Source organism: Mycobacterium sp. IS-1590 (genome assembly GCF_001500025.1).
Lineage (GTDB): Bacteria > Actinomycetota > Actinomycetes > Mycobacteriales > Mycobacteriaceae > Mycobacterium.
Window position 1 is genome coordinate 119,915 of sequence record NZ_LQIW01000023.1, and the last position, 12,428, is coordinate 132,342.

Consider the following 12,428-nt stretch of genomic DNA (forward strand, 5'->3'; position numbering starts at 1 on the left):
AAGCGGCTGATCGCAAGCACCTGGTGCGTGCGATCAACCCGTTAAGCGGCTCGAGGCTAGGTCGACCCCAGGAAGCCCGCGATACCGCGTACGACGGCATCGGCGTACTTCTGCCGCCCCTCCGGTGTCTTCATCAACGCCGAGTCGACCGGGTTCTTCATGTTGCCCAGCTCCACCAGGATCGACGGGTACTGGGCGAGGTTCAGGCCCGCGATGTCCGACCGCGGGTTGAGGCCGCCCGAGCCGATGTAGGTCGACGGCACGAAGCCGGAGGCCTGCAACTGGTCGCGCATGATCCCCGCGAACCGGGGAGACGGCCCCGCCTGCGCGTCGTTGAGCGGCGGGGACGAGTACAGGACGTGGAATCCGCGCCCGGTCGGCGGGCCGCCGTCGGCGTGGATGCTCACGATCGCGTTGGGCTTGATCGAATTGGCCAGGGCGGCGCGCTCGTCGACGCACGGACCCAACCCGGTGTCGTCGCCGCGCGACATGGCGGTACGCACGCCCAGCGCGTGCAGGGCCTGGCGGACCCGCAGCGTGGTTTCCCAGGCGAACGTGTGCTCGGCGTAACCGTCGTCGGTGGAAGTGCCGCTGGCCTGGCAGTCCTTGGTCCCGCCGCGGCCGGTGGGCACCTGCCTGCTGATCGAGGCGTCGTTGGCGCCGTTGTGGCCAGGGTCGAGGAACACGATCTTGCCCGCGATGTTGGCGGGCGCGGCTTCGGCTTCGAAGGCGGGGCTGACGAGCGTCGATGCGGCGACGAGTAGTCCGGTCGCCACCGCGGCACAGCCGCGCAATGCTCCGGTGGCGCCGACACGCAGGCGGGCAGGCACGGCCGTCACCGTAACCGCAACGACGACTACGCTGAAAGCTCAAACGGCCGCGAGCCGAGGACAGAAACCAAGTCGAGACCGGACCGCAACCAAGACGCAAGGGGACCACTCATGCAACCGCAAGGCCAACCGGATATGTCCGCGCTGCTCGCGCAGGCCCAGCAGGTTCAGCAGCAGCTGATGGAGGCGCAGGAGGCGCTGGCCAACGCCCAGGTGCACGGTCAGGCCGGCGGCGGCCTGGTGCAGGTCACGATGAGGGGCAGCGGCGAGGTGGTGGCCGTGTCGATCGATCCGAAGGTCGTGGACCCCGAGGACATCGAAACCCTGCAGGATCTCGTGGTCGGCGCCATCTCCGACGCCTCCAAGCAGGTCACCATCCTCGCCCACGACCGGCTCGGGCCGCTCGCGGGCGGGATGGGCAACCTCGGTATACCGGGAATGTAATTGTTCGAGGGACCCGTTCAGGATCTGATCGACGAGCTCGGCAAGCTGCCCGGCATCGGGCCCAAGAGCGCGCAGCGGATCGCGTTTCATCTGCTGTCGGTGGAGCCGCCCGACATCGACCGGTTGACCGCCGTGCTCAACAAGGTGCGCGACGGTGTGAAGTTCTGCGCGGTGTGCGGCAATGTCTCCGACGACGACCGCTGCCGCATCTGCAGCGATCCCCGGCGCGACGCCTCTCTGGTGTGCGTGGTCGAGGAGCCGAAGGACGTGCAGGCCGTCGAGCGCACGCGCGAGTTCCGCGGGCGCTACCACGTGCTGGGCGGCGCGCTCGATCCGCTGTCGGGGGTGGGTCCCGAACAACTGCGAATCCGCGAGCTGCTCAACAGGATCGGCGAGCGGGTGGACGGGGTGGACGTCACCGAGGTGATCATCGCGACCGACCCCAACACCGAGGGTGAGGCCACGGCGACCTACCTGGTGCGCATGCTGCGCGACATCCCGGGGCTGACCGTGACACGGATCGCGTCCGGTCTGCCGATGGGCGGCGACCTGGAGTTCGCCGATGAGCTGACGCTGGGCCGCGCGCTGGCCGGCCGACGCGCGATGGCATAGCCGAGAAAGGAAGTTCATGCCGGACGAGTTCAAGGTCGAGGTGGAACTCGGCAGCGCCGAGCACCAGCTCTCGTTCTGGGACAGATTGCGAACCCTGGATCTGGACGACAACGCGCGCCAGCGGCTGGGATCGCGGGTGACGGTGACCCGCGACGGCGAACGCATCCAGCTCTACACCGCGACCTTGGCCGACGCGCAGGAGGCCGAGCGCACGATGCGCACGTTGGTGGCCGATGACGGCGTCGACGCGCAGTACACGGTCAGCCGTTGGGACGCCGCGAGCCAGGAATGGGTGGATCCCGTCAGCGGGCAGGAGGTGCCCGACGACGCGCCGGAGGTGCCACCCCCGGATCCTGGCTACGTGATCCTCGAGGCGTACAAGCCCGAGTTCCTGCGCGACCTCGGCCTGTAACCGCGCGACTCGTCGGAGCCCGCGGGCCGCGGCGGCCAAGCTAGACCCGTCGGGGCGCGGCCAGGCGTTCGCGTCGCAACTGCTCCACTTCGTCGAGGTGCAGCGGCGCCAGCTCACCGACCACCCGACGCAGTAGATGGTCGGCCAGCTCCGGATTGCGGGCCAGGCACGGCCCGTGCAGATAGGTGGCGATGACGCCGCCCTGCACCGCCCCGTCGAAACCGTCACCGTCGCGATTCCCCGCACCCTTGATCACCTTGGCCAGGGGTTGCGCGGCCGCGCCGAGAACCGTTCCACCGCGGTGGTTTTCGAACCCCGTCAGCCGCTGAGTCAGGCCGTCCAGCAGCGGCTGGGACACCACCTCGCCGATCGTGCGCTTGTCCTGCGGTGAGGTCGTGACATCGAGCAGGCCGACGCCCTCGACGCGTTCCCCTGACGAGGTCTCGTACCAGTGCCCGAGCACCTGGATGGCCGCGCAGATGGCCAGCACCGGTGCGCCCCTCGCCGCCGCCTGCTGCAGGCCCGGATACCGCAGCAGGTGCTTGGTGGCCAGGCGCTGGGCATAGTCCTCGGCGCCGCCGAGCGTGTACAGGTCCAACTCCGAAGGCACCGGATCGTCCAAAGTGATCTCCACGATCTCGGCGTCGAACCCCCGCAGCCGCAGGCGTTGTCGCAGCACCACGGAGTTGCCGCCGTCGCCGTAGGTTCCCATCACGTCGGGCAGCACCAACCCGATGCGCACCGCCGACTCACGCATCGGGCAGCCGCCTGTTCAGTTGGAGAAAAGCGGTGTAGTTGGCGATCACCTCGACGTGTCCGGGCGGGCACGACGCGATCGCCGCGAGGGTGTCGTGCACCAGCGTGTGCTCCACACCCGCGTAGCCCAGTCGCACCGCGAGGTCGGTACCCCGCTCGCCGGCGGCCACCACGTGGGTGTCCTCGAAGTGCTCGAAGCGGACGTCCCACAGCCACGACAGGTCTTCGCCGTCGGGTACCTGGCCGTTGACCGAGATCACCACGCCCGCACCGTGTTTGTCGACCATCGACAACGCTTCCTGCCAGCCCGCCGGGTTCTTCGCCAGCAGCACCCGCGCGGTGTGCTCGCCGAGGCGCACGGTGCGGTAGCGCCCGGCGACCTCGTCGACACCCGACACCGCGGCCACCGCCGCCGCCGGGTCGGCGCCCATCGCGACCGCCGCCGCCACCGCCTGGGTGGCGTTGCCGCGGTTGACGGCGCCGGGCAGCGACAGCGTCATCGGTAGTGAAAATCCCTCCGGCCCATAAATGTTGGTGTCGTCGAACCACCAGTTCGGGCTCGGACGCTTGAAATCGGTTCCGGTGGAACGCCAATCGCGGCTCTTGCCGCCGTCGCGCAGGATGATCTCACCGGAGCGGGGGCAGCTGACCGAATCGTTGGCCCAGCTTCCGCCCGCGGCGACCCACATCACGTTCGGGCTGTCGTACGCCGCCGAGGTCATCAGCACGTCGTCACAGTTGGCGACCACGACGGCCGACGGGTGACGGGCCAGCCCGGCGCGCAGGGTGCGCTCGATGTGATTGATCTCGCCGACGCGGTCCAGCTGATCACGCGACAGGTTAAGCAGCACGATCACCTCCGGGTCGACCGCCTCGGCCACATGCGGGACGTGCATCTCGTCGACCTCGAGGGCGGCCAGCGGCGCCTGCCGCGCACCGGCCAGCGCGGCCACCAGCCCGGCGTCCATGTTCGCGCCGGTGTCGTTGGTGGCGACGTCGGCGATCGTGCGCAGCGCGGCGGCGATCATCCGGGTGGTCGTCGATTTGCCGTTGGTTCCGGTGACGACCACGGTGCGACGGCCCGCGCCGAGCTGTCGCAGCAGCGACTTGTCGAGCGCCAGCGCGACCAGCCCGCCGATCATCGCGCCCGCACCGCGCCCGGTGACCCGCGACGCCCAGCGAGCGCCAGAGCCGGCCGCCAGGGCGAGCCTTCCGCGTGTCGTGACCATCCCCGGCAGTTTAGGTAGCCGACACGCTGGCGGGCGATTCGGCGAGGTCCCGTCTTTGTCACAGCACCATGCGATCCTGACGAAGTGGGCCCAACGGACGCCGGAACTCGCCGGCCGAGCGGCTCTGACGCCGAGAATCGGCCGGGCTGGGGCCGGCCGGCGGAACACGCCGGATCGGGCTGGGCCGTCGTCGACGTGGAGACCTCAGGCTTCCGGCCGGGCCAGGCCCGCATCGTCAGCATCGCCGCGCTGGCCCTCGGCGACGACGGCAACGTCGAACAGAGCCTGTACAGCCTGCTCAACCCCGGTGTGGATCCGGGTCCCACGCACGTGCACGGCCTGACGGCAGAGATGCTGGAGGGCCAGCCCACCTTCGGCGACATCGTCGACCCCCTCACCGAGTTGCTCGACGGCCGCACCCTGGTCGCCCACAATGTCGGCTTCGACTATTCGTTCCTGGCCGCCGAGGCCGAGCTGGTCAACCGCGAGCTGCCCACCGACACCGTGATGTGCACGGTCGAACTGGCCCGCAGGCTCGACCTGGGCACCCAGAACCTGCGGCTCGAGACGCTCGCCGCGCACTGGGGGATCAGCCAGATCCGTCCGCACGACGCCCTCGACGACGCCATGGTGCTCGCCCAGATCCTCAAGCCGGTGCTGGTGCGCGCCCGCGAACGCAGGGTCTGGCTACCGGTGCACCCGGTCTCTCGTCGGCGCTGGCCCAACGGCGTCGTCACCCACGACGAGCTGCGCCCGCTCAAAGCCGTCGCGTCCCGCCGTCCGTGCCCCTACGTCAATCCCGGCCGGTACGTCGCCGGGCGACCGCTGGTGCAGGGCATGCGGATCGCGCTGTCCGCCGAGGTCGAACGCACTCACGAAGAGCTGATCGAACGGATCCTGCACGCCGGCCTGGCCTACACCGACACCGTCGACGCCGAAACCTCGGTGGTGGTCTGCAACGACGCCCATCCGGTCCAGGGCAAGGGTTACCACGCCGGGGAGCTGGGGGTCCCGCTGGTCTCCGACGCCGCATTCATGCGCGCGATCGACGGCGTCGTCGGCGGCACCGGCATCGAGGAATTCACCGACACCACCCTGGCCGGCGACCAGTTCGCACTGTTCTGAATGTCGGACCATCGCATCGTCCTGGTGGACGTCGCCACCGCGTCGGCCCTCGCGCAGGTGCTGCCGGTGCTGCTGCTCACGCTCACCGTCGAGCTCAGGCGGACCCAGCTGCACCGAACTCAGCCCCGACTGCTGCTCGGGGGCCTGTTCGTGATCTTCGGCGTCGTCGAGACGGTTCTGGTGATCTCGATCGACGGTTCGCTGATCCCGTTCCAGTGGTTCGATCTGGTGTCCGCGTTGGCGATCCTGGGTCTTCTCGCGGTGATCTTCTGGATGTCGCTCGTCGACTCAGCTCGACGCGAGTGAGTGCCCCGGGTGCGGGTCAGCGCGATGCCCGGTTGACCGCCGAGACCACCGCCCGCAGTGATGCGGTGGTGATCGACGGCGCGATGCCGACACCCCACACGGTGTTGCCGTTGATCGAGGCCTCGACGTAGGCCGCGGCTTGCGCCTCCTCGCCGGCCGACAGCGCGTGCTCGGAGTAGTCGAGCACCGACACGTCGATCCCTATGGCGCCCAACGCATCGACGAACGCGGCCAGCGGACCGTTGCCGGCGCCGACGATCTCGCGCTCGACACCGTCGACCATCACCACCGCCTCGATGGTGTCGGTGCCCCCGTCCACCTCCGCAGCAGTCACCTTCTGGCGGATGCGTTCGAGCGGACGGATCGGCGCCAGATACTCCTCGGCGAAGACGTCCCACATCTCCTTCGGGGACACTTCGCCGCCCTCGCCGTCGGTGATCTTCTGGATCGCCTGGCTGAACTCGATCTGCAGCCGTCGTGGAAGCGCCAGACCGTGATCGGCCTTCATGATGTAGGCGACGCCGCCCTTGCCGGACTGCGAGTTCACCCGGATGACGGCCTCGTAGGTGCGACCGACGTCCTTCGGGTCGATCGGCAGATACGGCACCTGCCAGAGGATGTCGTCGACGTCTTGGTCGGCAGCATCGGCATCCAGCTTCATCTGGTCCAGGCCCTTGTTGATGGCGTCCTGATGGCTGCCCGAGAACGCGGTGTACACCAGATCGCCGCCGTAGGGGTGGCGTTCGTGCACCGGCAGCTGATTGCAGTATTCGACGGTGCGCCGGATCTCGTCGATGTTGGAGAAGTCGATCTGCGGGTCGACGCCGCGCGAGAACATGTTCAACCCCAGTGTCACCAGGCATACGTTCCCGGTGCGCTCACCGTTGCCGAACAGGCAGCCCTCGATCCGGTCGGCGCCGGCCTGATAGCCCAATTCGGCTGCGGCGACGGCGGTTCCGCGATCGTTGTGCGGGTGCAGGCTCAAGATGATGCTGTCACGAGGACTCAGGTGGCGGTGCATCCACTCGATCGAGTCGGCATACACGTTGGGAGTGGCCATCTCGACCGTCGCGGGCAGGTTGACGATCAGCGGAGCATCGGGCGTGGGCTCGATGATCTCGGCGACGGCGTTGCACACCTCGACCGCGTACTCCAGTTCGGTGCCCGTGTAGGACTCCGGCGAGTACTCGAACCGCCATTGGGTGTCCGGATACTTCTTGGCCTCCTCGACGCACATCCGCGCGCCGTCGGTGGCGATCGCCTTGACCGCGTCGCGTTCGGCGCGGAACACCACCCGCCGCTGCAGGATCGACGTCGAGTTGTAGAAGTGCACGATCGCGCGGGGTGCGCCCTCACACGCCTCGAACGTCCGCTCGATCAGTTCCGGGCGGCACTGCGTCAGCACCTGGATCGTGACGTCGTCGGGGATCGCACCCTCGGTGATGATCTCGCGGACGAAGTCGAAGTCGGTCTGGCTGGCCGACGGGAAGCCGACCTCGATCTCCTTGTAGCCCATGCGCACCAACAGGTCGAACATGCGGCGCTTGCGCTGCGGACTCATCGGGTCGATCAGCGCCTGGTTGCCGTCACGCAGATCGACCGCGCACCACATCGGCGCGGAGTCGATGACCTTGTCCGGCCAGGTACGGTCGGACAACCTGATGTCCTCGACCTCATCGGCGAATTTGCGGTAGCGGTTGACCGGCATCGCCGAACCGCGCTGGGTGTTCCACGCCGGCTGGCCGGCATTGGGCGGACCCGACGGCTTGGTGATCTGACGGACCGACGAGAACGCGTCGGGGGAATCGGGTGATGGTTTCGAGAACGTGGTCACGGTGTTGCTCCGGGAGTTTGAAGGGGGACTCGACCGGCGCATCGCGAACACCCGCGACGGGAAGCCGGTCTGATCAGACCCCGTCGCGGCTGCCGAGAAGGAGCACCCGCTGCACGTGGGCCACTGTACTCTCGGCCCGGGCACCTCACAAAATGCAGCTCGCGGACTCTAGACCTGCGAGTCCGGGAACGCGATGACCGACAGGAACCGGATCGGCAGCTCGACCAGATCCACCGGGCCGTGCGCGCCCTCCCCGTCGAACTGCAACGAGTCGCCGGGATGCAGCCGGTACACCGACCGGCTGTGGCTGTAGTCCATGACCCCTTCGAGGACGTAGATGAACTCGGTGCCGGGGTGCTGGAACAGGGGATAGGTCTGGCTCTTCTCCGACAGCGTGACCTGCAGGCATTCCAGTCGCTTGTGTTCGCCGCGCAGCGAGCCGAGCAGCTGGTACTCGTGACCCTCGCGGGTGCCCTCGCGCACGATGCGCGCTCCGGAGCCCGCCTTGACGAAGGCGGCGGGCCGCTCGACGTCGGCGCCGCGGAACAGGCTGGTGACCGGGACGTCGAAGCCGGTCGCCAGCAGCGCGAGCGTGCTCAGGCTGCACGACGTCTGCGCGTTCTCTATCTTGCTCATCATCGCCTTGGAGATGCCGACCCGCGCGGCCATCTCGGCGACCGTCAAACCCTGCTGCAGGCGGAGCCGCCGGACGTTGCGCCCGATGGCCGCCTCGATCTCGAGCTCGGAGACAGGCGCCTGCGGATCGCGGTCGCGGGCGGTGCCGGATCTGTTGCGGAGCAGCGGTACGTCAGACATGTCTACTGACAGGAATCATCGCATCTGGCCGGCGCCGACATACGGATGTGGGCTCGCCAGCAGGTCGCCGTCGGCAAAGCGCGACAGCCGGAAGTCGGTCTCGGGGATTCGCGGGTCGCTGCTGTGTCCGTCGACCACCAGGTCGGCGATCAGCCGGCCGACTGCGGGCGCGATCTTGAAGCCGTGTCCGCTGAAGCCGGCCGCCACCAGCAAGCCGTCGATTTCGGTGGCGCTGATCACCGGGTTCCAATCCGGGGTGGCGTCATAGCAGCCCGCGTAGCTGCCCGTGATCGCCGCATCGGCGAACACGGGGAACCGGGTGCCGACGCGTTCGACGGTCAGGTCGACGAACGACTCGGTGGCGCGGTTGGAGTACGCGTCGGGGTCGGCGTGCTCGGGCTCGGACAGGTCGCTGTTGCCGAACAGGATCTCGCCGCCTAGTTCCGGGCGCACATACTGCAGCGAGACCAGATCGGAGAACACGGGCACCGGTCCGACATCCACGCCGGGAGAGATCAGCACGATCTGTTCGCGCACCACCTTGATGGGTACGTCGATGCCGTACGGCGAGAGGAACGGTTGCGTCCACACACCGGTGGCGACGACGACGGTGTGCGCCGAGACCTTGTCGCCGTCGGCGGTGCGCACACCGGTGACACGGTCGCCGTCGAGCACGAGTTCGGTTGCGGCCGTGCCCTGCCGGATCCGCACACCGGCGGCCCGCGCCGAGGCAGCGAACGCCTGTGCGGTCTGGTACGCGTCGCCGTAGCCGCCGCGGGACTCCCACCCGAAAGCGGCGAAGGGTGACAGGTCCGCCCACGGCCACATCCGCGCGACCTCGTCGGCGTCGATCTCCTCGGTCTGCACACCGACGGACCGTTGTGCGACCAGGCTTCTGCGCAGCGCCTCGACGTCGCGCGGGCCGACTCCGACGACGTAGCCGGTCTGCCGGAAGCCGATGTCGCGCGCCTGATCCCCCAGGAACTGCTGAGGCTTCTCGAACACCTCCAGCCCGACGGTGGCCATCGCCGCCAGCGAGCTGACCCCGTAATGGCAGCGGACGATGCCGCTCGACTTGCCGGTCATCCCGGAGCCGACGGTATTGCGTTCCAGCACAACGACGTCGGTGACTCCGCGTTGACTCAACGCCCACGCCGCGGCGGCGCCCTCGATGCCGCCGCCGATGATCACGACATCCGCTGTGGTCACGAGCCGGGGATCCAGTTCGTGCCGGCGAGCGGGACGCGCGCCATCGCGGCCGCCTCGATCGTGACCGCGGCCAGGTCTTCGGGCTCGAGATGGCACACGTGGGATTTACCGCAGGCCCGGGCGATGGTCTGGGCCTCCATCGTCAGCACCCGCAGGTAATTGGCCAATCGGCGGCCACCTTCGACCGGATCGAATCGCGCCGCCAACTCCGGGTCCTGCGTGCTGATGCCCGCGGGATCGGTGCCGTCCTGGAAGTCGTCGAAGAAACCCGCTGCGCTGCCGAGCTTCTCGTACTCGGCGGCGTACCGAGGGTGGTTGTCGCCCAACGCGATCAGCGCCGCCGTGCCGATGGCGACGGCGTCGGCGCCCAGCGCCAGGGCCTTGGCGACGTCGGCGCCCGTGCGGATGCCACCCGAGACGATCAGTTGCACTCGCCGGTGCACGCCGAGTTCCTGCAGCGCCCGCACCGCCTCAGGTACGGCGGCCAGCGTCGGGATGCCGACGTGTTCGATGAACACCTCCTGGGTGGCCGCGGTGCCGCCCTGCATACCGTCGACGACGACCACGTCGGCGCCGGCGTGCACCGCGAGTTTCACGTCGTAGTAGGTGCGAGTGGCGCCGATCTTGACGTAGATCGGCTTCTCCCAGTCGGTGATCTCACGCAACTCGTTGATCTTGATGGTCAGGTCGTCCGGGCCGGTCCAGTCCGGGTGCCTGCACGCCGATCGCTGGTCGATACCCTCGGGCAGCGTGCGCATCGCCGCGACACGCGGTGAGATCTTCTGCCCCAACAACATTCCGCCCCCGCCGGGTTTTGCGCCCTGGCCGAGCACCACCTCGATCGCGTCGGCCTTGCGCAGGTCGTCGGGGTTCATCCCGTATCGCGACGGCAGGTACTGATAGACCAGGTACTTGCTCTGGCCGCGTTCCTCGGGGGTCATGCCGCCGTCGCCGGTGGTGGTCGAGGTGCCGACCTCGCTGGCGCCGCGACCGAGGGCCTCCTTGGCTGGTCCGCTCAACGCGCCGAACGACATACCGGCGATCGTGACCGGAATATCCAGGTGCAACGGATGTTTGGCGTGCCGGTCACCGAGCACCACGTCGGTGTCGCACCTCTCGCGGTATCCCTCCAGTGGATAACGCGACATCGACGCCCCGAGGAAGAGGAGGTCGTCGAAGTGTGGCAGCGGCCGTTTTGCGCCCCAGCCGCGGATGTCGTAGATGCCGGTTTCGGCCGCGCGCTGGATGCCGGCGATGGTGGTGCGGTCGAAGGTCGCGGATTCGCGAAGGGCCCAGGTGTTCATCAGTAGCTCGACGCGTTGTCGACGTGGAAGTGGTAGAGGGATCGCGCCGACCCGTAGCGGGTGTACGCGTGCGTGTCGTCGCCGAATCCGGCGGCGGCCAACAGCTCGCGCAGCTCCCGGTGGTGTTCGGGCTGCATCGGTTTGGCGACGCAGTCGGCGCCCAGCGATGCGACCTCGCCGCGGACGTAGATGCGGGCCTCGTAGATCGAGTCGCCGAGCGCGTCGCCGGCGTTTCCGCGCACGACGAGGCGACCCGCCTGCGCCATGAACGCGCTCATGTGCCCGATGTCACCGCCCACGACGATGTCCACTCCTTTCATCGAGATGCCGCACCGTGCGGCGGCGTTGCCGTCGATGACCAGCAGGCCGCCGTGGGCCGTCGCACCCGCCGACTGGGATGCGTTGCCCTTGACGCGGACGACGCCGCTCATCATGTTCTCGGCGACGCCCGTGCCCGCATTGCCGTTGATGGTCACCTCGGCCCGCTGGTTCATGCCCGCGGCGTAGTAGCCGACGTGACCGTCGATCGTCACCCGTACCGGCGCGTCGAGTCCGACCGCGACGTTGTGTGCGCCTGCGGGATTGGCGATCGTGACGTCACCGGACAACCCCGGCGCGTGCAGGGCCGCGTTGACCTCGCGCAGGGCGGTGGTGGCCAGGTCGTATCCCACTAGCGTGTCCATGCGTAGACCACCTCCGGTTCGGGTTCGAAGATCTTGGCCGCACCGACGCCGGGAAGGCCGGCCAGCGCGCGGTATTCGCTGGCCATCGCCACCCAGTCGGCGGTCTCGGCGACGACGGCGGGTTTGCACGCGATCGCGTCGCGCACCACGGCGAACGAATCGCGGTTGGACACCAGCAGCGTGTAGAAGCCGTCGAACTTCGCGCACAGTTCCTTCAGCGCGGTCTGCACGTCACAGCCCGCAGCGAGCCGGTGCGCGACGAACCGGGCTCCGACCTCGGTGTCGTTCTCGCTGTCGAATCGCACTCCGGCGGCGCGCAGTTCGCGGCGGATGGTGGCGTAGTTGGCGAACGACCCGTTGTGCACCAGGCACTGCTCGGGTCCGACCGCGTACGGATGGCATCCCGCGGGTGTCACCGCCGATTCGGTCGCCATCCGGGTGTGGCCGACGCCCTGCCAGCCCTGGGCCTTGGTCAGGTTCCAGTTCTCGGTCAGCGTTCGTGGGTGACCCACCCCCTTGAGCACCGCGAGGTCGGCGCCGAACCCGGAGACCAACGCATCGGGGTAGGCGGTCCGCACGGCGTCGTGCAGCGTCTCGGTCGACACCTTCGCAGTCACCAGGTACGTCGCGTCATACCGCGTCACCGTGACATCGAAACCGATGGCCCCCGCGGTCGGTTCGGTCTCCAGAACCGAGACACAACTCGTGCCGGGCGGCGTCAACGTCGGATCGCCGTAGACCGCGATTCCCGCGGAATCCGAACCGCGGTCGCCCATTTCGCAGAGCATGTCGGTGAGCAGTTCACCCAGCCGGGGATACAGGTCGGGGTTGCGCAGATGCAGGCCCACGATTCCGCACATCGTCAGGC

14 protein-coding genes are annotated in these 12,428 nt (G+C 68.5%); 5 read left to right on the forward strand and 9 right to left on the reverse strand.

Annotation, left to right across the window (positions count from 1 at the left end; all coding sequences use genetic code 11):
- Nucleotides 1–56 precede the first annotated feature (56 nt).
- Nucleotides 57–830 carry an Rv3717 family N-acetylmuramoyl-L-alanine amidase gene (locus AU197_RS15285; RefSeq protein WP_064403808.1) on the reverse strand — a complete coding sequence of 258 codons (774 nt, stop codon included), beginning with the start codon at nt 828–830 and terminating at the stop codon, nt 57–59.
- A gap of 111 nt (nt 831–941) precedes the next feature.
- Between AU197_RS15285 and AU197_RS15290 the strand changes: the two genes are divergently transcribed.
- Genes AU197_RS15290 through AU197_RS15300 form a run of 3 tightly spaced genes read left to right on the forward strand, consistent with a single transcriptional unit; the run spans nt 942 to nt 2,298 of the window.
- Nucleotides 942–1,274, forward strand: coding sequence for a YbaB/EbfC family nucleoid-associated protein (locus AU197_RS15290; RefSeq protein ID WP_064403539.1), 333 nt, complete (start codon nt 942–944; stop codon nt 1,272–1,274).
- The gene (gene recR, locus AU197_RS15295; RefSeq protein ID WP_059101787.1) at nt 1,275–1,886 is read left to right on the forward strand and encodes a recombination mediator RecR; all 612 of its coding nucleotides are present in this window, start codon (nt 1,275–1,277) and stop codon (nt 1,884–1,886) included.
- A gap of 16 nt (nt 1,887–1,902) precedes the next feature.
- Complete coding sequence (locus AU197_RS15300) at nt 1,903–2,298, forward strand: hypothetical protein (RefSeq protein WP_064403540.1); 396 nt, start codon at nt 1,903–1,905, stop codon at nt 2,296–2,298.
- A 40-nt stretch (nt 2,299–2,338) separates the two neighbouring features.
- Here the strand turns inward: AU197_RS15300 and AU197_RS15305 are convergent, their stop codons facing one another.
- Complete coding sequence (locus tag AU197_RS15305) at nt 2,339–3,055, reverse strand: type 1 glutamine amidotransferase (protein WP_064403541.1); 717 nt, start codon at nt 3,053–3,055, stop codon at nt 2,339–2,341.
- Nucleotides 3,048–4,283 carry a Mur ligase family protein gene (locus tag AU197_RS15310; RefSeq protein WP_064403542.1) on the reverse strand — a complete coding sequence of 412 codons (1,236 nt, stop codon included), beginning with the start codon at nt 4,281–4,283 and terminating at the stop codon, nt 3,048–3,050. Before AU197_RS15310 ends, AU197_RS15305 begins: the two co-directional genes overlap by 8 nt.
- Before the next feature lie 84 nt (nt 4,284–4,367).
- Between AU197_RS15310 and AU197_RS15315 the strand changes: the two genes are divergently transcribed.
- Together AU197_RS15315 and AU197_RS15320 are read left to right on the forward strand one after the other, a co-directional pair.
- Nucleotides 4,368–5,408 (forward strand): DEDDh family exonuclease, encoded by a 1,041-nt coding sequence (locus AU197_RS15315; RefSeq protein WP_064403543.1) that lies wholly within the window; start codon nt 4,368–4,370, stop codon nt 5,406–5,408.
- Entirely contained in the window at nt 5,409–5,714 is a 306-nt protein-coding gene (locus AU197_RS15320) for a hypothetical protein (RefSeq protein ID WP_064403544.1), read from the forward strand.
- Nucleotides 5,715–5,730: 16 nt separating this feature from the next.
- On the opposite strand, the gene leuA is transcribed toward AU197_RS15320, so the two are convergent.
- The 6 genes from leuA to AU197_RS15350 all read right to left on the reverse strand — a co-directional run bounded on the left by leuA (nt 5,731) and on the right by AU197_RS15350 (nt 12,420).
- The gene (leuA, locus tag AU197_RS15325) at nt 5,731–7,590 is read right to left on the reverse strand and encodes a 2-isopropylmalate synthase (protein ID WP_231744940.1); all 1,860 of its coding nucleotides are present in this window, start codon (nt 7,588–7,590) and stop codon (nt 5,731–5,733) included.
- A gap of 126 nt (nt 7,591–7,716) precedes the next feature.
- Complete coding sequence (locus AU197_RS15330; RefSeq protein WP_064403546.1) at nt 7,717–8,364, reverse strand: helix-turn-helix domain-containing protein; 648 nt, start codon at nt 8,362–8,364, stop codon at nt 7,717–7,719.
- Between the two features lie 15 nt (nt 8,365–8,379).
- A complete protein-coding gene (locus tag AU197_RS15335; RefSeq protein ID WP_082696694.1) occupies nt 8,380–9,573 on the reverse strand; it encodes an NAD(P)/FAD-dependent oxidoreductase in 1,194 nt (397 codons plus the stop codon).
- A complete protein-coding gene (locus AU197_RS15340; protein ID WP_064403547.1) occupies nt 9,570–10,877 on the reverse strand; it encodes an FMN-binding glutamate synthase family protein in 1,308 nt (435 codons plus the stop codon). Before AU197_RS15340 ends, AU197_RS15335 begins: the two co-directional genes overlap by 4 nt.
- Nucleotides 10,877–11,560 (reverse strand): GltB/FmdC/FwdC-like GXGXG domain-containing protein, encoded by a 684-nt coding sequence (locus tag AU197_RS15345; RefSeq protein ID WP_064403548.1) that lies wholly within the window; start codon nt 11,558–11,560, stop codon nt 10,877–10,879. Before AU197_RS15345 ends, AU197_RS15340 begins: the two co-directional genes overlap by 1 nt.
- Nucleotides 11,548–12,420 (reverse strand): class II glutamine amidotransferase domain-containing protein, encoded by an 873-nt coding sequence (locus AU197_RS15350; protein ID WP_064403549.1) that lies wholly within the window; start codon nt 12,418–12,420, stop codon nt 11,548–11,550. The genes AU197_RS15345 and AU197_RS15350 overlap by 13 nt, the downstream gene beginning before the upstream one ends.
- Nucleotides 12,421–12,428 lie beyond the last annotated feature (8 nt).